The organism is Shewanella sp. NKUCC01_JLK (genome assembly GCF_019345615.1).
Classification (GTDB): domain Bacteria; phylum Pseudomonadota; class Gammaproteobacteria; order Enterobacterales; family Shewanellaceae; genus Shewanella; species Shewanella oncorhynchi.
Genome location: NZ_JAHKRD010000017.1, coordinates 1 through 19,654 on the forward strand (window position 1 = coordinate 1; position 19,654 = coordinate 19,654).

General features: G+C 43.7%; 18 protein-coding genes and 3 tRNA genes. 13 read left to right on the forward strand and 8 right to left on the reverse strand.

All coding sequences use genetic code 11. The features are described from left to right. Positions 1–808 precede the first annotated feature (808 nt). Positions 809–1,660, reverse strand: coding sequence for a CDP-diacylglycerol--serine O-phosphatidyltransferase (pssA, locus tag KO537_RS17305; protein WP_219235150.1), 852 nt, complete (start codon positions 1,658–1,660; stop codon positions 809–811). Between the two features lie 94 nt (positions 1,661–1,754). Here pssA and KO537_RS17310 point away from each other — a divergent pair, with 94 nt between their 5' ends. Beyond that, positions 1,755–2,222: a DUF4124 domain-containing protein gene (locus tag KO537_RS17310; RefSeq protein WP_219235152.1), complete on the forward strand. Its 468-nt coding sequence runs from the start codon at positions 1,755–1,757 to the stop codon at positions 2,220–2,222. Between the two features lie 270 nt (positions 2,223–2,492). On the opposite strand, the gene clpB is transcribed toward KO537_RS17310, so the two are convergent. The 3 genes from clpB to rluD all read right to left on the reverse strand — a co-directional run bounded on the left by clpB (position 2,493) and on the right by rluD (position 6,975). Further along, positions 2,493–5,066, reverse strand: a complete 2,574-nt coding sequence (clpB, locus tag KO537_RS17315; protein WP_105249964.1) for an ATP-dependent chaperone ClpB — start codon at positions 5,064–5,066, stop codon at positions 2,493–2,495. Between the two features lie 199 nt (positions 5,067–5,265). Further along, on the reverse strand, positions 5,266–6,000 hold the full coding sequence (pgeF, locus tag KO537_RS17320) for a peptidoglycan editing factor PgeF (protein WP_219235153.1): 735 nt from the start codon (positions 5,998–6,000) through the stop codon (positions 5,266–5,268). Continuing rightward, on the reverse strand, positions 6,001–6,975 hold the full coding sequence (gene rluD / locus KO537_RS17325) for a 23S rRNA pseudouridine(1911/1915/1917) synthase RluD (protein ID WP_105249966.1): 975 nt from the start codon (positions 6,973–6,975) through the stop codon (positions 6,001–6,003). Positions 6,976–7,097: 122 nt separating this feature from the next. On the opposite strand from rluD, the gene KO537_RS17330 reads away from it, so the two are divergent. The 6 genes from KO537_RS17330 (at position 7,098) to hmpA (ending at position 11,694) form a co-directional block, all read left to right on the forward strand. After that, positions 7,098–7,859 (forward strand): outer membrane protein assembly factor BamD, encoded by a 762-nt coding sequence (locus tag KO537_RS17330; protein WP_105249967.1) that lies wholly within the window; start codon positions 7,098–7,100, stop codon positions 7,857–7,859. A gap of 228 nt (positions 7,860–8,087) precedes the next feature. Then, positions 8,088–8,163, forward strand: a tRNA-Phe gene (locus tag KO537_RS17335). A gap of 54 nt (positions 8,164–8,217) precedes the next feature. Further along, positions 8,218–8,304 (forward strand) — tRNA-Leu (locus tag KO537_RS17340). Between the two features lie 68 nt (positions 8,305–8,372). Beyond that, a tRNA-Leu gene (locus tag KO537_RS17345) sits at positions 8,373–8,459 on the forward strand. A 165-nt stretch (positions 8,460–8,624) separates the two neighbouring features. Continuing rightward, positions 8,625–10,250, forward strand: coding sequence for a methyl-accepting chemotaxis protein (locus tag KO537_RS17350; protein ID WP_219235156.1), 1,626 nt, complete (start codon positions 8,625–8,627; stop codon positions 10,248–10,250). A gap of 250 nt (positions 10,251–10,500) precedes the next feature. Further along, positions 10,501–11,694 carry an NO-inducible flavohemoprotein gene (gene hmpA, locus KO537_RS17355; RefSeq protein ID WP_219235158.1) on the forward strand — a complete coding sequence of 398 codons (1,194 nt, stop codon included), beginning with the start codon at positions 10,501–10,503 and terminating at the stop codon, positions 11,692–11,694. 96 nt (positions 11,695–11,790) lie between these two features. On the opposite strand, the gene KO537_RS17360 is transcribed toward hmpA, so the two are convergent. Continuing rightward, positions 11,791–12,513 carry a 16S rRNA pseudouridine(516) synthase gene (locus tag KO537_RS17360; RefSeq protein ID WP_028759268.1) on the reverse strand — a complete coding sequence of 241 codons (723 nt, stop codon included), beginning with the start codon at positions 12,511–12,513 and terminating at the stop codon, positions 11,791–11,793. A gap of 160 nt (positions 12,514–12,673) precedes the next feature. Between KO537_RS17360 and KO537_RS17365 the strand changes: the two genes are divergently transcribed. Continuing rightward, the gene (locus tag KO537_RS17365; protein ID WP_212601711.1) at positions 12,674–13,600 is read left to right on the forward strand and encodes a hypothetical protein; all 927 of its coding nucleotides are present in this window, start codon (positions 12,674–12,676) and stop codon (positions 13,598–13,600) included. A 106-nt stretch (positions 13,601–13,706) separates the two neighbouring features. Here KO537_RS17365 and KO537_RS17370 read toward each other — a convergent pair whose 3' ends face one another. Further along, positions 13,707–14,342, reverse strand: coding sequence for a metalloregulator ArsR/SmtB family transcription factor (locus KO537_RS17370; RefSeq protein WP_219235159.1), 636 nt, complete (start codon positions 14,340–14,342; stop codon positions 13,707–13,709). Positions 14,343–14,488: 146 nt separating this feature from the next. Between KO537_RS17370 and KO537_RS17375 the strand changes: the two genes are divergently transcribed. Together KO537_RS17375 and KO537_RS17380 are read left to right on the forward strand one after the other, a co-directional pair. Continuing rightward, positions 14,489–15,103: an NAD(P)H-dependent oxidoreductase gene (locus KO537_RS17375; RefSeq protein WP_028759265.1), complete on the forward strand. Its 615-nt coding sequence runs from the start codon at positions 14,489–14,491 to the stop codon at positions 15,101–15,103. 56 nt (positions 15,104–15,159) lie between these two features. Continuing rightward, positions 15,160–15,576 (forward strand): VOC family protein, encoded by a 417-nt coding sequence (locus KO537_RS17380; protein WP_105249974.1) that lies wholly within the window; start codon positions 15,160–15,162, stop codon positions 15,574–15,576. Positions 15,577–15,696: 120 nt separating this feature from the next. On the opposite strand, the gene KO537_RS17385 is transcribed toward KO537_RS17380, so the two are convergent. Next, complete coding sequence (locus KO537_RS17385) at positions 15,697–16,035, reverse strand: DUF1971 domain-containing protein (protein ID WP_219235161.1); 339 nt, start codon at positions 16,033–16,035, stop codon at positions 15,697–15,699. 240 nt (positions 16,036–16,275) lie between these two features. Between KO537_RS17385 and KO537_RS17390 the strand changes: the two genes are divergently transcribed. Further along, positions 16,276–16,746 carry a YcxB family protein gene (locus KO537_RS17390; protein ID WP_173497907.1) on the forward strand — a complete coding sequence of 157 codons (471 nt, stop codon included), beginning with the start codon at positions 16,276–16,278 and terminating at the stop codon, positions 16,744–16,746. Positions 16,747–16,814: 68 nt separating this feature from the next. On the opposite strand, the gene KO537_RS17395 is transcribed toward KO537_RS17390, so the two are convergent. Continuing rightward, positions 16,815–17,378, reverse strand: coding sequence for a GPR1/FUN34/YaaH family transporter (locus KO537_RS17395; protein ID WP_113939919.1), 564 nt, complete (start codon positions 17,376–17,378; stop codon positions 16,815–16,817). An 808-nt stretch (positions 17,379–18,186) separates the two neighbouring features. On the opposite strand from KO537_RS17395, the gene KO537_RS17400 reads away from it, so the two are divergent. Together KO537_RS17400 and KO537_RS17405 are read left to right on the forward strand one after the other, a co-directional pair. Next, positions 18,187–18,423, forward strand: coding sequence for a hypothetical protein (locus tag KO537_RS17400; RefSeq protein ID WP_028759260.1), 237 nt, complete (start codon positions 18,187–18,189; stop codon positions 18,421–18,423). A 362-nt stretch (positions 18,424–18,785) separates the two neighbouring features. Next, positions 18,786–19,649, forward strand: coding sequence for a MipA/OmpV family protein (locus KO537_RS17405; RefSeq protein ID WP_173496957.1), 864 nt, complete (start codon positions 18,786–18,788; stop codon positions 19,647–19,649). Positions 19,650–19,654: the final 5 nt, after the last annotated feature.

Consider the following 19,654-nt stretch of genomic DNA (forward strand, 5'->3'; position numbering starts at 1 on the left):
AGCGTTCAATCTGAGCCATGATCAAACTCTTCAATTAAAGTTTTGTTGCTTCCGTCTTGCGACTTCAGCGGCTCAATGAATTCTACTGTTTTGATTCGCTTTGCTCACTAATAAGCATCGCGTTTCAATTCATACATTACTGTATATACATATTACTATGAACACTCAATCATGCTTCCCATTAAGGAGAATGACTTGAAAACATTGATTTAAATTTTTGACTGCCAACCCGAAGGCTAAGCAGTTTCGATTAACTCAACACCTGTGAGTGTCCACACAGATTTCTTGTTTTATCTTGTTAAAGAGCAACTCAACCTCGTAAGAGAAGGTGAGTACCACACTGAGCGTCGAACGCTTCCAGTTGGCTAGGGCTGCGTATTCTACGCATTTCCCGTTTCGCGTCAAGGAGTTTTTGCAAACTTTCTCAACACTCATCAATCAGTAAACTCATTAATGAACTGTCACATCAGGCTGCTTAACGCTGTCTGCCGTGTCAGTGGATGCGCATTATAGGCAGCAGAGGATTTTGTGCAAGGGCTTTTTTAACAATCTCCGCCAAGCGAATAAATAACCATCAAACTGCAGAAATATACTGCAACACTAAGCAATATCGCTGTTTGGGTTGATAAGTCTGGCAGAAAAAATCGCCTATTGCTGGGATTTTAATAGATTGAATGGGCATAAACAGAAGTTGATAGCGATTTTTCGCTATATCTATCAGCAAACCTCTAAAAACGTTATGCCCTGTGTGATGTCTTACTCTTATTTACACCTAGCTAATGATAAGCAATGCTCAAAAGAACGAGCCCTAAGATTTATGCTCTTCTTGTTTCTCTTTCTCGAGATCTGTAACGACTTGAGTTTGTGCAGCGGCTTGGGCCGAGGGAACCGTTTCGACATTCGCCACGACATCATCTCCTACAACATGTGCGACTTTGAGTTTTCTCACGGTTCGAATCGTAATGATTGGGCCTGAAATCGCATATAAGTAGAAGCCGACACATAAGATCAATGCAGGTTGAACTGACACCACCACAAATACACCGACGACCAGTAAGATCACGATAAAGTTAACCTTGCCACGCCAGTCAATTTCTTTAAAGGAGTGATAGCGGAAATTGCTGACCATCAGTAAACCGGTTGCCGCAGTCACAAGGGCCGCAATCCAACTGATGTTTCTTCCATCGAGACTATATTGATTACCAAGCCAAATACTGCCAGCAATAACAGCGGCGGCAGCCGGACTAGCGAGACCTTGAAAATAACGCTTATCGGCAACGCCAACTTGCGTATTAAATCGAGCGAGCCTGAGTGCCGCACCTGCACAATAAATAAATGCCGCCAACCAACCAATTTTACCTAAGTCGGCTAATGCCCAATTGTAGGCGAGTAGTGCTGGCGCCATTCCGAAGGACACCATATCGGCCATACTGTCGTATTCGGCACCAAAATCACTTTGGGTATTAGTCAGTCTTGCCACTCGGCCATCGAGCCCATCACAAATCATGGCAATAAAAATGGCTATCGCTGCGGCTTCAAAGTTAGCATTCATGGAAGCAATTACGGCATAAAAACCAGAAAACAAACCCGCTGTCGTAAAAAGGTTCGGTAATAAATAGATACCTTTATTCTTTACTGTTTGATTTGAAGAATTTTGCATACACTTATTACGCTAGTTCAGTGAAGAGAAGTTAGCTTTCAAGATAACATATTTTATTATCATGTCGATGAGAGACCAGTTAGGGATAATTTCGATGTTAAAAGTGAACATGTTCAGAACAATACTTTATCGATGGCTCTGGCTCGGCCTTTTCATTGGCCCCGTTTCTGCGGGCGTTATTTATACTTGGGTCGATGAAAATGGGGTGACACATTACAGCCAACAAGCCCCGCAACAAGAAAACATCAAAGCAGAAAAGCTCTACAGTGAAGATTTAGAGCAGGCGAAAGTGGGTTTTATCGCGCCGATAAAGAAAGTTGAGCCAACTGCTGAAGCCAATGAATTAGAAAAGTCAGCTGCGCTGATTAAAGAAAAAGACGCCAAACAGGCTAAATCCATTTGTGAGAGTGCAAAACACAATTTAGAAATACTCACTACGCATACTAAGCTTATCCGCCAAACTTCCGATTCGGGTGAATCTGTCGCTATGACTGAAGAAGATCGCCAAGCCTCGATTGCCCAGCAGCAGGAAAGAATCAAACTCTTCTGTGATAAGAAGTAGCCAAATTTACTATGCCACTACATTAATGAACAACGATTAAGCTGATGCAATAAAAAAGGAGCCGAGTTAAAAACTCGGCTCCTTTCGTTTTAGTGCTTGAAGCGGGAGCTATACTGACTAAAACAGCGCTATCTCTTATTGCAAGATAGTTTATTTCAAGCTCGTTCATTCAAGAACGCTTATTTCAGTTCGCCTATGTCAACATATTCTACTTCAAGCTTGCGATTAACGTATCGCATTCAAACAAAACACTAAGTTACTAGCTACGGGTTATTGCTCGAACACTAACTCGCCACCCGCACAGCTGACCTTGATCGGTTTACCCGGTAACAAGTCACCACGCAGTAATTTCTGCGCCAGCGGGTTTTCGACTTCTTGCTGCAATGCCCGTTTCAACGGTCTTGCACCATACACAGGATCGAAACCAATTTCCGCAATCAGTGATAATGCGTCGTCGGTGATCTCCAATGTATAGTCCTTTTCAGCCAAACGTTGGCGTAAGGAAGCAATTTGTATCGAAGCAATACGCTTGATATTGGCAGCATCCAATGGATGGAACACCACAGATTCATCGATACGGTTTAAAAACTCGGGTCTGAAACTGTGAGTGACCACATTCATTACCGCCGCTTTCATCTCTGCATAGGTCACTTGACCAAATCCTTCTTGGATAATGTCGGAGCCTAAGTTCGAGGTCATGATAATCACTGTATTTCTAAAATCGACAGTACGACCTTGACCATCGGTTAAGCGTCCATCATCAAGCACTTGCAGTAAGATGTTAAACACATCGGGATGCGCTTTCTCGACTTCGTCGAGCAATATCACTGAATAAGGTTTGCGACGAACGGCTTCTGTTAAGTAACCGCCCTCTTCATAACCTACGTATCCAGGAGGCGCCCCCACTAAACGCGATACTGAGTGTTTCTCCATAAACTCAGACATATCAATGCGCACTAAAGCCGATTCGGTATCAAATAAGAACCTCGCCAGTGATTTACACAGCTCAGTTTTACCTACACCCGTTGGGCCTAAGAACAGGAACGAACCAATCGGGCGATTTGGATCCGCCAGACCCGCGCGGCTACGACGAATCGCATTCGCGACCGCATCAACGGCTTCGTTTTGGCCGATCACTCGTTCATGCAGCGCCACTTCCATTTGCAGTAATTTTTCGCGCTCGCCTTCAAGCATTTTCGATACGGGTATTCCCGTCGCTTTCGACAATACTTCGGCGATTTCGAACTCAGTTACCTTGTTACGCAATAACGTCATGTCCTGCATTTCGGCTTGCGATGCCAAATCGAGCTGTTTTTCAAGTTCAGGAATACGACCGTATTGCAGCTCAGACATCCGAGTTAAATCACCCGCACGACGCGCCACTTCTAAGTCCATTCGAGCCTGTTCGAGATCGGCTTTTATGTGCTGAGTGCCCGCTAATGCGGCTTTTTCTGTACGCCAGATTTCGTTCAACTCTGAAGCTTTCGCTTCAACGTCACGTAATTCCTCTTGCAGATGGTCAAGCCTGCGACGACTCGCCTCATCATTTTCTTTGGCTAACGCTTGCTCCTCCAGTTTGAGCTGGATAGCACGACGTTCGAGCCTGTCGAGTGACTCAGGTTTTGAGTCCATTTGCATACGGATACTCGATGCCGCTTCATCGATCAAATCGATCGCTTTATCGGGTAACTTACGGTCCGACACATAACGGTGCGACATGGTCGCTGCCGCCACAATCGCCGGATCGGTAATTTCCACATGGTGATGCAGCTCGTAACGTTCTTTCAGTCCACGCAAAATGGCGATGGTGTCTTCAACGCTTGGCTCATCCACCAGCACTTTTTGGAAACGACGTTCAAGCGCCGCATCTTTTTCAATATACTGACGATACTCATCAAGCGTGGTCGCGCCCACACAATGCAAGTCACCACGCGCTAACGCAGGTTTAAGCATGTTACCCGCATCCATTGCGCCCTCACCTTTACCGGCGCCGACCATAGTATGCAGTTCGTCGATGAAGAGGATCACTTGACCTTCTTCCTGTGACAACTCATTAAGTACCGCTTTTAAACGTTCTTCGAACTCACCGCGATATTTAGCGCCCGCAATCAATGAGCCCATATCGAGGGATAAAACGCGCTTATTTTTAATGCCCTCGGGGACTTCACCATTAACGATACGCTGGGCAAGTCCTTCAACAATCGCCGTTTTACCCACACCCGGTTCACCGATAAGGACGGGGTTATTTTTACTGCGACGTTGTAACACTTGGATCGTACGACGAATTTCATCGTCACGGCCGATCACAGGATCTAACTTGCCTTGTTCAGCTCGCTCGGTGAGATCGATAGTAAACTTCTTCAACGCTTGGCGTTGATCTTCAGCGTTCGGATCATCCACTTTTTGGCCGCCGCGCATTTGTTCAATGGTTTGTTCCATCAACTCTTTGGTCGCGCCGGCTTTTTTCAGCGCTTGCGCAAGGGCATCGGCACCTTCTAACGCAGCTAATACAAATAATTCGCTAGAGATATATTTGTCTTTACGCTTTTGCGCCAATTTATCACACAGGTTTAATAAACGGATTAAACCTTGGGATAATTGCACATCGCCGCCCGTACCTTCGACTTGAGGTAAGCGTTCCAGCTCTTGACTCAAGAGCGATCGCAGTGCACTCACTCGAATACCAGCTTGGGTCAATAAGGGATGGATTGAACCTGAATCTTGGTTCAACAATGCCATCATCAAATGCAGCGGTTCAATAAACTGATGATCACGCCCAAGTGCGAGTGACTGGGCATCAGAGATGGCAAGCTGAAATTTATTGGTCATACGATCGAGTCGCATACAGCCTCCTAACACTCATATAGTAGAGATATGCCAATCCACAAGACATCTTGCCAATTTAGTGGCTTTAAAATCAGTACCGCTAATGGAGAGATCTAAATAGGATTGGTATTACATTTCGTTAGTTAAAAGATGGGGGCTATTTAGCCAAATTCAAGCGAATAACGCGCAAATAAATACAAACTGTAGGGGAATTAGCTTAAGACTTAAGCCAGATCAATGAAGCCATGCGTCCCGTCACCTTATCGCGACGATAAGAGAAGTAATCCGTGTCGCTGACTGTGCAGATATCTGCGCTATAAATAGGGTTTATCCCGAGTAAACTCAAGCGTAATTTAGCCAAGCCAATAATATCGGCAAGATACTTGTTACCACTTGGAATAAAACACGCTGCCGACTGCGGATGTAAAGTACAAAAAGCTTGCTGTACTTCAACGCCGACTTCAAATTTTTGTGGGCCAATAGCCGGGCCGAGGTAGGCAATCAACTCATCCATAGGTGAACTAAACTGCGCCGCGGTGGCCTCAATCACGCCATCACATAAACCACGCCAACCGGCATGGGCCGCAGCCACTTCGGTTCCCGCTTGATTACACAACAACACAGGTAAACAATCGGCAGTCATTATAGCGCAAACTTGGCTAGCCGTTCGGCTGTAACAGGCATCGGCAATCGGTGTATCCACAGCAGGAGCTAAGCTCAGCGCATCTAAATTAAGCACATGAGTACCATGCACTTGCTCGAGCCAGACAGGCTCAGCGGTTAACGCTAATTGTTTGCAGAGTAATTCACGATTAGCCATCACCAACTCTGGCGCATCACCGACATGCAGTCCAAGATTCAGACTGTCATAAGGATGCACGCTCACACCGCCATGACGATTTGTCATAGCGATGCTGACATTAGCGGGAACAGGCCAATCGTGATTAAACACTTACAAATACTCGATCGGATGCTCGACCGTGTCTTGACGCAGTGCTTTCGTCAAAATCACCATGTCTTCAGGAATTGGCGCGTGCCAGCTCATGATTTCACAACTCACAGGATGCGCTAATTCAAGACGCACTGCGTGCAGAGCTTGGCGCTTGAAGTTTTTCAGAATATCAAAAAACTCTGGGCTGGCCCATTTCGGCGGTTTTGGACGACCACCATACACAGGATCGCCCACTAATACGTGGCCAATGTATTCCATGTGCACACGAATTTGGTGAGTACGGCCAGATTCAAGGCGCAATCTTAGACGAGTGTGATTACGGAATTTTTCCGCCACACGATAATGCGTCACAGCTGGTTTACCTGAGTGATGCACCGCCATATGAGTACGTTTCGTTGGATGACGACCAATCGGCTCATCAACAGTACCGCCACCTGTCATAGTCCCCATCACAATCGCTTCGTATTCACGAGTGATTTCACGGGCCTGCAAGGCGGCAACTAAATGGGTTTGCGCTTCAACGGTTTTGGCTACAACCATTAAACCTGTAGTATCCTTGTCCAGACGGTGCACAATACCAGCACGTGGTACATGCTCAATATCGGGACAATGGTGCAATAGTGCATTCATCAAAGTGCCATCGGCATTGCCAGCACCAGGGTGAACCACGAGTCCCGCTTGCTTGTTGATCACAATAATGTCGTCATCTTCATAGACGATATCCAGATCAATGGCCTGTGCCGCTGCGTGAACTTCTTCTTCAAGAGTGGCATCTATGAGTATCTGTTGCAGCTCATAAACTTTCTCTCGGGGCTTATTAACGACAACGCCGTCAACATAAACTGCATCAGATAGGATCCATTCCTTGATGCGCGTGCGCGAGTAATCTGGGAACAACTCTGCTAGGGCCTGATCTAATCTCAGTCCAGTTTGTGTTGCCGAAATCTCGCTTTTTAGATTAATCTCTTGTGTCATAGGAACCGTATCCCCATTTAGGGGTCAAAAAATGTGTGCTATCTGTTACAATCGGATGTTTTCTATTTTATAGTGAAATGGAAAAATTCTTAACTACAACTTAAAAAGAATTGAATTCAAGTATGTATAAATTTTCCAAAGGCGTTACCTTAGTCCTATTTTCACTAGCGTTATCAGCCTGTAGCAGCAGCCCTGATGATAACGATATTGCCGCCAAAACGTCACCTGATGTACTTTATACTCAGGCAAGAACCTCTATGGAGCTTGGCAATTACTCTAAAGCTGTCCGTTCTTTGGAAGCGTTAGACTCACGCTTCCCCTTCGGACCTCACAAAACTCAAGTCCAGTTAGACCTGATATATGCTTACTATAAAATGGACGATGTCGCTTCTGGTATTGCGAACATAGACAGATTTATCCGTCTTAATCCAACTCATCCAGATGTAGACTATGTGTTCTATATGCGCGGTTTAGTGAACATGCAAGCCGACAATTACATGTTCCACGACATGCTTAATATCGACCGAACCGATCGTGACCCTAAAAATGCTCAAGATGCTTTCAAAGATTTTGATCGTCTAATCAAAACCTACCCTAACAGCAAATATGCCGCCGATGCGCAAAAACGCATGTTAGCGTTGAAGAATCGCTTAGCAAAATATTCAATTCAAGTTGCCGAGTATTATCTCAAGATGAATGCATGGAGCGCCGCAGCAATCCGAGCACAATCTGTAATGGAAACATACCCTGGCACCCCTTCAAATGAACGGGCATTAGAGATAATGATAGAAGCTTATGGCGAATTAGGTCAGAGCAAGCTGAAGCAAAACGTGCTCATGGTAATGCAAGCTAACTTCCCAAACAATGAAATCTTATCAAACTAACCGAGAATGCCCCTTTAATAGGGGCATTTTTTTGCTTGGTCACCCTAATAAGCCATAAATAGATAACGCTAAGTTCTCAGTGTAGATAGTGGTTTGGCTATTTTTACATCCTCAATACCAGTACAAATGACACTTTCGTGTGAATCTTATCCAACTGAGTCACTTTTTCTGTTATTTAGTAAAAATCTATTGACTCAAAACCCGAAAAGCCTTTAAATTGCGCCCGTCGCCCGAATAGCTCAGTCGGTAGAGCAGAGGATTGAAAATCCTCGTGTCCCTGGTTCGATTCCGGGTTCGGGCACCATCTTTAAATGGGTTGCGATAGCGACTTATGTTAGAGAACTGCGATAGGTACAGTGCAGGTGTGGTGGAATTGGTAGACACGCCAGCTTCAGGTGCTGGTGCTCGCAAGGGCGTGGAGGTTCAAGTCCTCTCACCTGTACCAAATTGCAGTTCAAAAGTTAAGATTCGCAGTGTTAAGATTGTCAATTCGATGAAATATCGAATAGCCATGCAGATGTGGTGGAATTGGTAGACACGCCAGCTTCAGGTGCTGGTGCTCGCAAGGGCGTGGAGGTTCAAGTCCTCTCATCTGTACCAACATTTAAACCTCGCCAAGCGAGGTTTTTTTGTATCTGAAGCAAAATAAATTTTCTGTAACTCTCCCCTCTTTCCTCAGATTTGCTATACCTATTGTTACAGACTCATCATAGGGATAGATAGAGTTCTGCCTAAAGGACTCTTTAGTTCACTGAGGCTATCCATATGAACGGTTTACAAATAAAACAAAAAATGTTTATCGGCATTCTGGTTCCCCTTTTAATGCTAATGACGATTGGTTTTCTCGCCATTAATATGATGGGTAAAATTGAATCGGGTGTTGAACGTATCTATGGCGATAGAGTTGTGCCACTAGACGATTTAAAAGTGATTGCTGATAAGTACGCGGTCGATGTTATCGATGCGGTCAATAAGGCGAACGCGGGTGGTTTCACCGCCTCCCAAGCAGCTGAAGCGCTAGACAGTGCCAAATCTACCATTACCCAGCATTGGCAAAAATACTTAGCCACTGAACTTACCTCAGAAGAATCCCGACTCGTAAAACAAGCCGAAGTGCTGTTCTCACCCGCGAATCAACAGATTGACACTCTGGTCTCACGCTTAAGAGGATTAAATGGTGATGTATCAAGCCAATTATCGGCCAATATCCTGCCGCTTTACCAAGTAATAGACCCCATCAGTAACCAAATATCTGAACTGATTGCACTGCAAATTCGCGTGGCAGGCGAAGAAAAAGATCGTGTGAATGCCATTTACCAATCTTCAATCACTATTTTTGTAGCATTAGCCTGTGCCGCCATGATTATCAGTATTGTGATTGGGCTCTGGGTCAATCGCAGCGTGATGAACCCTATTAATGACATTCTCAGTAAACTTAAGCTGATCCATCAAGACTCAGATCTTACCGTCAAATTCACTACTTTTAATCACGATGAGCTAGGACAAATATCCACTAGCCTCACCCAAGTTATTGAACACTTGCGGGGCATTCTTCATTCGATTGCCGAAGCGGCAAATACCGTTAATAGTTCAGCAAATGAGTTAAGTAGCTTCACGCAGGCAACCAATAAACGTATGCAACAGCAGCAAGCTGAAACGGAGCAAACTGCAACGGCCATGAATGAGATGACGGCAACGGTAGCAGAAGTCGCCCAAAGCGCATCTGCGGCGGCAGATTCAGCCAAAGATGCCGATACCTATGCCGCCAATGGCAATAATATTGTGATGCAATCGATTAGCAGTATGGCGCAATTATCTGATCAAATTCAAAAAACGGCACAAGTCATTGGATTTCTGTCTAATGAAAGCCAAAATATCGGCCGCGTACTCGATGTGATAAAAAGCATTGCCGAGCAAACCAATCTATTGGCATTAAATGCCGCCATTGAAGCGGCCCGTGCGGGGGAACAAGGCCGCGGCTTTGCTGTCGTTGCGGATGAAGTGCGGACCCTTGCGCAGCGCACCCAAAAGTCTACCCAAGAAATTGAGGCCATGATTGCCACACTACAACAAGGCGTTAAAGAAGCAGTTAACGCTATGGAAATAGGTATAAATCAAGTAGATGATGCTAATGATAAAGCTAATCAAGCAGGCCAAGCACTGAAAGAAATCGTCTCCTCAGTAGATAGCATCACAGAACTTAATACTCATATTGCGACCGCTGCCGAAGAACAAAGTAGCGTTGCCGAGAGCATTAATCGCAGTATTATTGCCATCAGCGATATTGCAGAACATTCCACCTCATCGGCGGCTGAATTAAGTGAATCTGTGGTTAATTTAACTAAACTCGCCAACAGTATGCGCAATCAAGTGAGTGCATTTAAACTCTAAGTCAAAAAACAACACCATGACTGCAATAAGCTTTGCTGTTGCAGTTAACCTCCACCATTACCTCTGTAATACATTGAAATAATATATTTATTTATCATTTCCCTATCTCATACCCGCTTTGATAAAGCACTTCAAATGACCTTAATCACGCTTATCGGTAGCACGAATTGCGATCATCACTATTGATCCAAATCAAATAGATCTTTAAACTTATTTAACATTCATAATATTTACACGTTAAGGATTTTCTATGTTGGACAGCCGTACAATCCAAGTTATCAAGAGCACTATCCCCTTACTCGAATCCGCAGGCCCTGCGCTGACGACCCATTTTTATGAACGTATGTTCAAACATAATCCTGAACTAAAAGATGTATTTAACTTGGCACACCAGCATTCTGGTGGCCAGCCTGTTGCCCTGTTCAACGCCGTCGCGGCTTATGCTAAAAATATTGAAAACTTAGCGGTGCTAAGTTCGACTGTCGAGCGCATTGCCCAAAAACATACAGGCTTTCTGATCAAGCCTGAGCAATATGCGATCGTCGGCAGCCACTTATTGGCCACCCTTAAAGAGTTAGGCGGCGGTGCAGTAACAGAAGAAGTATTAGAAGCTTGGGCGCAGGCCTATGGATTTTTAGCAGATATATTTATTCAACGAGAAGCTCAAATTTATCAGGAACATGCAGAACAAGATGGCGGTTGGGTGGGTGAGCGTCAGTTTATCATTAGCGCGAAAAAGACTGAGTCCACAGTCATTACCTCCTTCATATTGACGCCCGAAGATGGTAAGCCAGTTAAAGATTTCATTCCCGGCCAGTACTTAAGTTTGAAGCTAAAACATCCCAATTTAGCATATGAAGAAATCCGCCAATATTCCCTATCCGATGCGCCGAATGGCAACAGTTACCGCATCAGTGTGAAACGTGAATTAGGTGGCCAAGTGTCTAATCTGCTACACGATACCATGCATATCGGTGACAAAATTGCAGTTATGCCGCCGGCGGGAGATTTTATCTTAGAAGTCGGGGCGGACATCCCCGTAGTGCTCATTTCAGCTGGAGTGGGTCAAACACCGATGAAAAGCATGTTGAATCAATTGATCAAGTTGCAACATCCAAGTGCTATTACTTGGCTACATGCCTGTGAGCAAGGTGATGTACATGGCTTCAAACAGGCTATTCACACCAAGCGGCAGCAACATCATAATCTGAAGAGCCATGTTTGGTATCGCAAGCCGAGTTCAACCGATGTGGTTGGTACAGATTATGATTTCGAAGGACAAATGGAATTAAGCAAAGTCGCAGATCAACTGCTTCCCCATGCACGTTACTATTTCTGCGGGCCTATTGGATTCATGTCAGCCATCAAGCAACAATTACTCGCTCTGGGTGTCTCAGCTGAAAACATGCACTATGAAGTATTCGGCCCCCACGCCGATCTCTAATCCCATGTCACGGGCTTGGGACACTTGACTCTCAAGTCCATTTTTATATTTAGAATCCGCAGAATAATGGCTAATAAATTGAAGTGCCCTATGTCTCTAAGCTACCGGTTTACAGTGGATAGAAGCCACTTCTGCGGCAGTCAGCATACGACTTTCGCCCGACGCCAGAGCTTCATCCAACACAATATCACCTATTGATAATCTATGTAGACCAACAACTGGGTTTCGAAAGCGACCAAACATCCGCTTAATTTGATGGTACTTACCTTCCTTTAAAGTCACTTCAGCAACATGATCAGCAAGGATCACCAATTTAGCAGGCTGAGTCATTATATCTTCAAAGCTGAAATACATACCTTCGGCAAATGCGGCGATATATTCTTCAGTTAATGGATTAGCTAAGGTAACGCGATACACTTTATCGACCTTATGCGTCGGTGACATTAGTGCATCAGACCAGCGGCTGTCATTGGTCAGTAATAACAAACCCGAAGAATTTAAATCTAGTCTACCCGCGATATGTAACTCATCACGGACTTCGCAATCGAGCAAATCAATCACGGTTTTATGCTGAGTATCTTTAGTCGCGCTCACCACGCCAATCGGCTTATGCAACATCAAATAAACTGGCGTGTTGGCCTGTAATATTTGCCCATCGAGTTGGATGTGAGAAAACTCATCCACTTGCCTATCCATGTCCTTCACTATCAATCCATCGACACGAACTCGGCCCAAGAGTAACAATTCACGCACCGCTTTACGGTGAGTGTGTAACTGGGTACAAAGATAACGATCGAGTCGGCCGCGCTTAGACTGCATAACACCACAAATGACGAAATATGAATGGGATAGCCATTCTAGCAGGATGCGAGTTCAGGTCATAGCGAGCCAATATCGTAAGCATCACAGAGGTTATTTAGAGCAAAATTAGCTCAAACTAGGCAAAATTTGTTAAGCTAGGCGTTCAATTCATCTTATTGTGAGTGGTTACCGCATCAAAAACTTATCTGCAAGTCCCGTTATGATACGTTCGAACCTGCTATTTTTAGCCTTGTTTTTAGTGATACTCGCGAGCTCATTCTTCACTCAAGCGAGCGATGCAGTAAATCCCCCTGAAGCGCCTCAACCTTTCGCCATCCATGATAAACCGCTGATAGAGCGCTACGTCTTCGATGAACTCAAATCCCTCAGATACGATCAACAGGATCTTGAGCGGCGCCTCACCATAGATATCACAGATCGCGAACTGGCCGTTGCCGACAAGTCGATGAATTACGCCAATGTCACTGTCACTTACTTCTTTTATATGATCGCCGGCGTCGCCTCTTTAGTTGCCTTTATCGGCTGGCAATCCCTACGGGAAATCAAGACACATACCGCCAAACTGGCCGCGAATCAGCTGCAGAGTATTGCCGAACAATACGAAGAAAAGTTCAAATTACTCGAGCAAGAACTCAAGCATAAGAGTCGTACTATCACGGATAATAATCGTGAAATAGAAGTGATTAATGAAATTCATAATCTGTGGCTACGTGCCCAAAGTGCCCAGACTCCCGAACAAAAAATTGAAGTCTACGATGAAATCCTCACGATTCGACCTGGAGACTTGGAAGCGCTGACCTACAAGGCCGATGCCGCAATGGAAATGCGCGAATTTAATTGGGCACAAAGCCTATGTAATCGTGTTTTGGAAGTTGACCCAACTAACGCCCATGCTTTTTATCAAAGAGCCTGCGCCTTTGCGTGTTTAGGTGTTGAAGATAGAGCAATTTCTGATTTGGAACGCGCTATCCATAACAGCGCATCCTTCAAAGAGCTAGCGTTGGATGAAGCTGATTTCTCACAACTTAAAGGGCATCCTCGCTTCGAAACCTTATTGGCCTATCACGAACCTGATAAGCCCTAAGCTCCGAGGTTTAAGCCCAGAACGAATGCTTAATATATAGTGTTAGCGTTCAGTAACGTTTTATCCCACAGATAAAACGCCTCAAACGAGCAACTTAAGTACACTACTAGGCTATCGTCGCAACTTTAATTGCCTCAATCTTATATGCACAGCGGCGAGCACCTTCGATGATATGTTCTTCGCGGCTCACCACGGCAATATCAGCGAATAACTGCTGGAAAAGTTGCAACTCAGAGCGGCAAAAGTTCAAACATTTAGTCGCTGCGGTGCAGATTGGACAATGATTTTCGAGTAAAAAATACACGCCATCGATGTGTTCCATGGTCGCCATATAACCTTCGTTCGAGCGTAATTTCGCAAGTATGGCCAAACGTGTCGGAATATCAGTAGCACCTTCCATTGCCGCACGATATTGGACTAACGCACTTTGCTCCCTGTGACCGATAAGCTTATCCAAGCCTTGGTCGCCAAAGATCATTTTTACCGAGTCAATTAGCTGTACCGTCAATTCCTCATGGCGATCGGCAAAGTGAGTACGGCTTTGTTCGGTCAATCCCCAATAACGTGTTGGGCGACCGCGACCTTCAACTCGATCCTCAATATCCACATCACCCATATCTTCCAAAGCCTGAAGATGTTGACGCACCCCCATAGTCGTTAACGCCAATTCCTCCGCTAAGGTTTTAGCGGTAAGCGGGCCATGCAACTTGAGTAATTGAATAATCTTATCAGTAGTTTTCATTGAGTCTCCCGATTTCAGCCGAAGCATTATCTCCCAATCTCCGCGGCTTTAACAGATTAAATAAACTTTTTTATTTACTTTATCCTTTACAATATTAAATAAAGCAATTACCTTACAAATAATTTATAAACAAATAGGTTTACTTAATGAAATTACTCATCATCAGCACCAGCCAAAGACCCGATTCACAAAGTGCTAAAGTCGGTCGTTATATCGCGGAAAGCAGTTTCTCATCTCCCCACAACATGGGTTACGACACGATACATCACTTAGAACTATGCCTGTTTAATCTGCCCTTTTGGGATGGAGAAGAAGACAACAAAGGTGAACACTGGCCCGAAATAGAACACAGAGTCGATGAAGCCGATGCGCTAGTGCTGATCACCCCGGAATGGGGCGGCATGGCATCACCATTACTGAAGAACTTTTTGTTGATGTGTACTCGCGAAGAAACCGCCCATAAACCCGCCTTATTAGTTTCAATATCGGATGGTATTAGCGGTACCTACCCTATCGTTGAAGTGAAGATGAATGCCCTTAAAAACAATAAATTAGTGCCCATACCCGATCACTTAATCATCCGAAATGTCAGCCATGTACTCAATGCAATCCCTGAGAGTGCCCGCGATATCGCGCTTAGGGAAAGAGTGCAATACAGCTTATATATGCTGCATCAATACGCCCAAGCATTAGCCCCCATTCGTGAACAACATGCCAATCAAGCGTACCCAAAACAGCAGGAATACTGTTACGGTATGTAAGCGGCTTGAGATTTTAACCACCAGCAACAGACTAAAATCATTACAAGGAACGCATTATGATTCATTTAGAGCATATCAATTTAGTGGTAGACGACATCCCCGCAGCACTGCGCTTTTATCAAGCGGCTTTTCCCCATTGGCGTGTTCGCGGTGGCGATAAAGGCACTTGGTACGGCAAACCCCGTAATTGGATTCATTTTGGCGATGATTATCAATACATTGCTTTTAGTGACAATGGTGAAGGTGAAAACCGCGATTTGGCTGGTCATCAAATTGGACTGGCGCATTTTGCCTTTGTGACCGACAACTTAGATGCTGTGATAGCAAGACTGACCCAAGCAGGTTTTCCTATTGCCAAAGATGGCATGGAAGATCCCTATCGACGCAATATTTACTTCTTCGATGCCCATGGCTTTGAAGTGGAATTTGTGGAGTATTTAACTGATATTCCAAAGGAACGAAATCGCTATTAGTGCCATTTGCTATTAGCGTAAATCGGTTATTAGCGAGAAGTTGCCAGCAGCTGCTAACCGCGCGAATTGGACTGAGTGTTAGGTGCTAGGTGCTAGGTGCTAGGTGCTAGGTGCTAGACACTATTCGCTTCGCTCGGATTGTTGCTGCGCCACTATGGCCGAATCCTTATGGGCATAAAAGTGGAGTCTAAACTGAGTATCTTCGGTCATTAGCTCCACTTTATGCCAATATTCAGGATGTGAAATGGCGGTTTCACCTGCGCGAATAATAACTTCTTTATCTAATTCGCCCCTGCTACCCGTATAGCCATAAAACTTTAAGCTGCCCGTTAACACTTGGATCTGCCCATACACGCCAGCCTTAGTATTGTGCATATGAAGCAACATTTTAGGGACGTTGTCATGGTTGAAAACCGGCGTTGATTTGTAATTTACAAAATCTTTGGGGACTAAGGCCATGATGTTTGCACTCCTTGTGTCAAATCACGAAAATCGAACAATGCTTACGGCAAGACTAATATAGCCGTTGCCGTATTTCTGTCCAACTCATATCTTGACCTGTATTAACGAGCGGGTTTGAACGTCGAATTTGAAAACACCAAAGTGCTCATTCATGCTTGCAATAGCAAGGTTAGTTACTTTCATCACTGTAATCGCTACACTAGCCCGCATTAAGTGCCACCTCAATTAGATGACATGATGCCAACGCCCTATTCATACTCCACAACGTATATTTTAGATAAAGCCCATTTCGATGAATGCTATACGCAATCAGTGGTACCAGATCCCACGCTCAAACCTTACTACAAAGCGATTGGATTAACCCTGATAGGTATCGCGCTTATTTTCACCGATATTAGCCTTTATTTAGCTTACTTTTTTGTTGGGTTAGGTGTTATCGAAGCGCTCAATGTGAAGTATCACAAAGCATGGTGGTTGATGCGTCAGATGATGAGTAAAGCGGCCAGCAATGAGGTCACACTCACTATTGATGAGCAAGGGATTCATACTCAATCTATGTCTGTGACCAGCCAAATTTTATGGACCGAGATTTACCGGATTAAAGAAACTGAAAAAGGCTTCTTGATTACCCACAAAGCAGGCACGAGTTATGTTTCTCTCCGTAGCTTAGATGAAGCAGCTGTGGCCTATATTAAAACTAAAATCTAGTACAGCTAACACCCATAAAAAAGGCTGATCTTCATCAGCCTTTTTTACAACTCTGCATTGCTGAATCGTTACTTTTTCAATTCACCAACCGGTAAAATCGTACGGCCATACTCATTATTAAGCACCTGTGCCATCGCAAAATAAATCGCACTCGCACCGCAAAGTATCCCTTCAAAGCCCGCAATAGTGCCAATCAAGGCGCTACCCGTAAAATCACGCGCCGCCAGCAGAAAAAATAAGATAGTTAAAGAAGCAAACACAAACTGTTTGGCTCTTGGATAACGCAAAGAACCCACAAACATAAATGCCGTGAATATGCCCCAAAGCGTTAAATACCAGCCCATAAAATACGTTGGACTCGCCGCAATGCCAGCATTAGGCATTAAAATGAGGCCCACTAGCGTTAACCAAAACAAACCGTATGAGGTAAATGCCGTCGTACCGAAAGTATCGCCGCGCATGAAACACATAATCCCCACAATTACTTGACCAATGCCGCCGTAAAAAATCCCCATGGCTAAGATCATAGAATCAATAGGGAAATATCCCGCATTATGAATGTTTAACAAAATTGTTGTCATACCAAAGCCCATTAAACCTAATGGCGCTGGATTAGCCAGTTTTGTAGACACAGAGTTCCCCTAGAGAAAAATCAATAATTCAATAAAAATCAATAGCATTTACCATTAATCTTATACACGCGCACCTGCGAGAGCGGCGCATTCTAGAGGATAGCTATAATCTTAGCAATGTAATCATCAAAAACAAACGAACACACAAAAATAAACAATAAAAACATAAAGTTAAAATAATAAACTGTAAAATAAAATTTAAACTAAAAAACACATAAAAATTAATTCTTTTTAATTCAATATTCTAGAAAAAAACGGCCTACAACATGCGTCATATCTCATTTTATATGACTTCTTATAACTACCGCATAATTCAGTTAACAGCGGCGATTAAACCTTCATTAAAAATCGACCATAAACAGTGATAATAATGCACTTTATCGCAAATAAGTCCTTAAAGTGATGTAAGCAGCATTTTTGAAAGAAATCTAAGTTCTACTGTACACACAATTAAGCGCATAAGTTAAGCACATAAGTTTATGTGCAGAGTTTCATCAATTAATTTCAAGCACAAGTTCAGAAGAGCCAACTTAGCACGCATGAGTTCAGAGGGGGGGGGGTGTGAACCTAACTCAAGCAGCAAAAGATGCTGAGAATGAATCAAACTAGAGCAAATAAAGTACACTCAGCCAGCCCATTTACTTGAAGCGAATCAAGGGAAAACAAGGTAAAAAACCTTAATCAAGAAAGGTGAAAATTATTTATATCTAAAACAGAATAGCAGTGATAAATTGCTGATGTTGGCACAGTGGTATTAAGAGAATGCTTCTTAATCTGTGGTTAACAATACATAACTAAAGGAAATAAAATGAATAAGTTATCAGCTGTTTTTACTCTATTGGCATTAGTAAGTTTCACTTCCTTTGCTGACGACTCCTCTTTACCGCCTGCACCAGCTGCCGATCTCGCTCAGTTGAAAGAAGTGTGCCAACAGATGGCCTCTGAAGATCAAGTCGAAAATGCTGAGCTAAAACAATATGTGCTTGATTGTGTAAACGATCAATTGACAGAAATGGGCTACAAGTCAGTTACTGAGGTCAATTAATCTTCATTCTAATCTCTGTGTTATTACCGCAAAGTAGGTTATTCGGCTTCAGTCTGTGCCATTCACACTTGCGAATGGCATTATTATTTCCAAGCAACACAGCTTTTACATCATAATTAACATCATTTCAGTTACACTCGAAACTTATAAAACACAAAATTTAACATCCACAATTAACCGTACGAAAGCTGCCAAGATAAGCTTTTAGCATGACTATCAACATATTGTGCAATTCATAAATTTATTATTTAATTGATAGCTGTATCATTTTGCATCTCCGTGAATGAAACCACTGTTGAATTGAGCATAAAATGCTAATCTGTTTTCCTGTATTGTTAACCTCAGCCCTTAATCGTTAAATCATGTATCGTATTCTTTTTGTCCTCATTACAAGTTTAAGTATTTTGCCTGCAATCGGAATGGCGAAAGAAGCCTGTGCACCAGAAAATCAATGTATTGAGATGAACAACTGGGATCTAGGCATCGCCATAGGCTGGGGACAAAAAAGCAATCCACTCAGGGATTTTGACGATATTCCATTGTTCTTTATTCCAACAGTGGCCTATTACGGCGAATACTGGTTCTTCGACAATGGTAATTTAGGTTATACCTTAGCCGAGCAAGAAAGCTTTACAATTAACTTAGTAACAAGTTATAGCTTAGATAGAGCCTACTTCTATCAATGGGACCCATCAAATATCTTTTTGAATCGTGGCACTCAAGTTGAAGCCAAAGCCATAAATAGTATGTATTTATCGACTGAGCCCGAGCCTGAGTTTAATTCCTTAGAGACTCGGAGCTTCACCTTACTTGGCGGTGCCGAAGCATTCATCTATACGCGGCTCGGTATTATTAGATTGGCGTACACCCATGATATGTTTAATGTGCATCAAGGTTCAGAAGCACAAATAAAATGGACCTATGGCTGGGATTACGACCGTTTCATTTTTGAGTTTGCATTGGTATTTGATTGGAAAAGCCAAGATGTAGTGGATTATTATTACAGCGTTAGACCCAGTGAAAACGCCTATTGGAGCGAAAGATATCAAGCAAAATCAGGTTGGGATAAAGGTGCGGAAATGACGGCCCGTTACATATTAACTGACAATTGGGATCTACTGTTGGCAGTTCGTTACACTCTAATTGCCGATGAGATTGCCGCCAGTCCCTTGTTAGACCAAGACTATAGCAGCACCTACTTTATCGGCGCTGCCTATAGGTTCTAACGTTA

What these genes read in the sequence shown, in the direction of transcription:
- KO537_RS17385 (WP_219235161.1), bottom strand. Translation starts at nt 16,035, where the DNA reads ATGGCCTTAGTCCCCAAAGATTTTGTAAATTACAAATCAACGCCGGTT.
- KO537_RS17390 (WP_173497907.1), top strand. Translation starts at nt 16,276, where the DNA reads ATGCCAACGCCCTATTCATACTCCACAACGTATATTTTAGATAAAGCC.
- KO537_RS17360 (WP_028759268.1), bottom strand. Translation starts at nt 12,513, where the DNA reads ATGCAGTCTAAGCGCGGCCGACTCGATCGTTATCTTTGTACCCAGTTA.
- KO537_RS17405 (WP_173496957.1), top strand. Translation starts at nt 18,786, where the DNA reads ATGTATCGTATTCTTTTTGTCCTCATTACAAGTTTAAGTATTTTGCCT.
- pssA (WP_219235150.1), bottom strand. Translation starts at nt 1,660, where the DNA reads ATGCAAAATTCTTCAAATCAAACAGTAAAGAATAAAGGTATCTATTTA.
- KO537_RS17350 (WP_219235156.1), top strand. Translation starts at nt 8,625, where the DNA reads ATGAACGGTTTACAAATAAAACAAAAAATGTTTATCGGCATTCTGGTT.
- KO537_RS17330 (WP_105249967.1), top strand. Translation starts at nt 7,098, where the DNA reads ATGTATAAATTTTCCAAAGGCGTTACCTTAGTCCTATTTTCACTAGCG.
- KO537_RS17370 (WP_219235159.1), bottom strand. Translation starts at nt 14,342, where the DNA reads ATGAAAACTACTGATAAGATTATTCAATTACTCAAGTTGCATGGCCCG.
- KO537_RS17310 (WP_219235152.1), top strand. Translation starts at nt 1,755, where the DNA reads ATGTTAAAAGTGAACATGTTCAGAACAATACTTTATCGATGGCTCTGG.
- KO537_RS17400 (WP_028759260.1), top strand. Translation starts at nt 18,187, where the DNA reads ATGAATAAGTTATCAGCTGTTTTTACTCTATTGGCATTAGTAAGTTTC.
- rluD (WP_105249966.1), bottom strand. Translation starts at nt 6,975, where the DNA reads ATGACACAAGAGATTAATCTAAAAAGCGAGATTTCGGCAACACAAACT.
- KO537_RS17375 (WP_028759265.1), top strand. Translation starts at nt 14,489, where the DNA reads ATGAAATTACTCATCATCAGCACCAGCCAAAGACCCGATTCACAAAGT.
- clpB (WP_105249964.1), bottom strand. Translation starts at nt 5,066, where the DNA reads ATGCGACTCGATCGTATGACCAATAAATTTCAGCTTGCCATCTCTGAT.
- KO537_RS17380 (WP_105249974.1), top strand. Translation starts at nt 15,160, where the DNA reads ATGATTCATTTAGAGCATATCAATTTAGTGGTAGACGACATCCCCGCA.
- hmpA (WP_219235158.1), top strand. Translation starts at nt 10,501, where the DNA reads ATGTTGGACAGCCGTACAATCCAAGTTATCAAGAGCACTATCCCCTTA.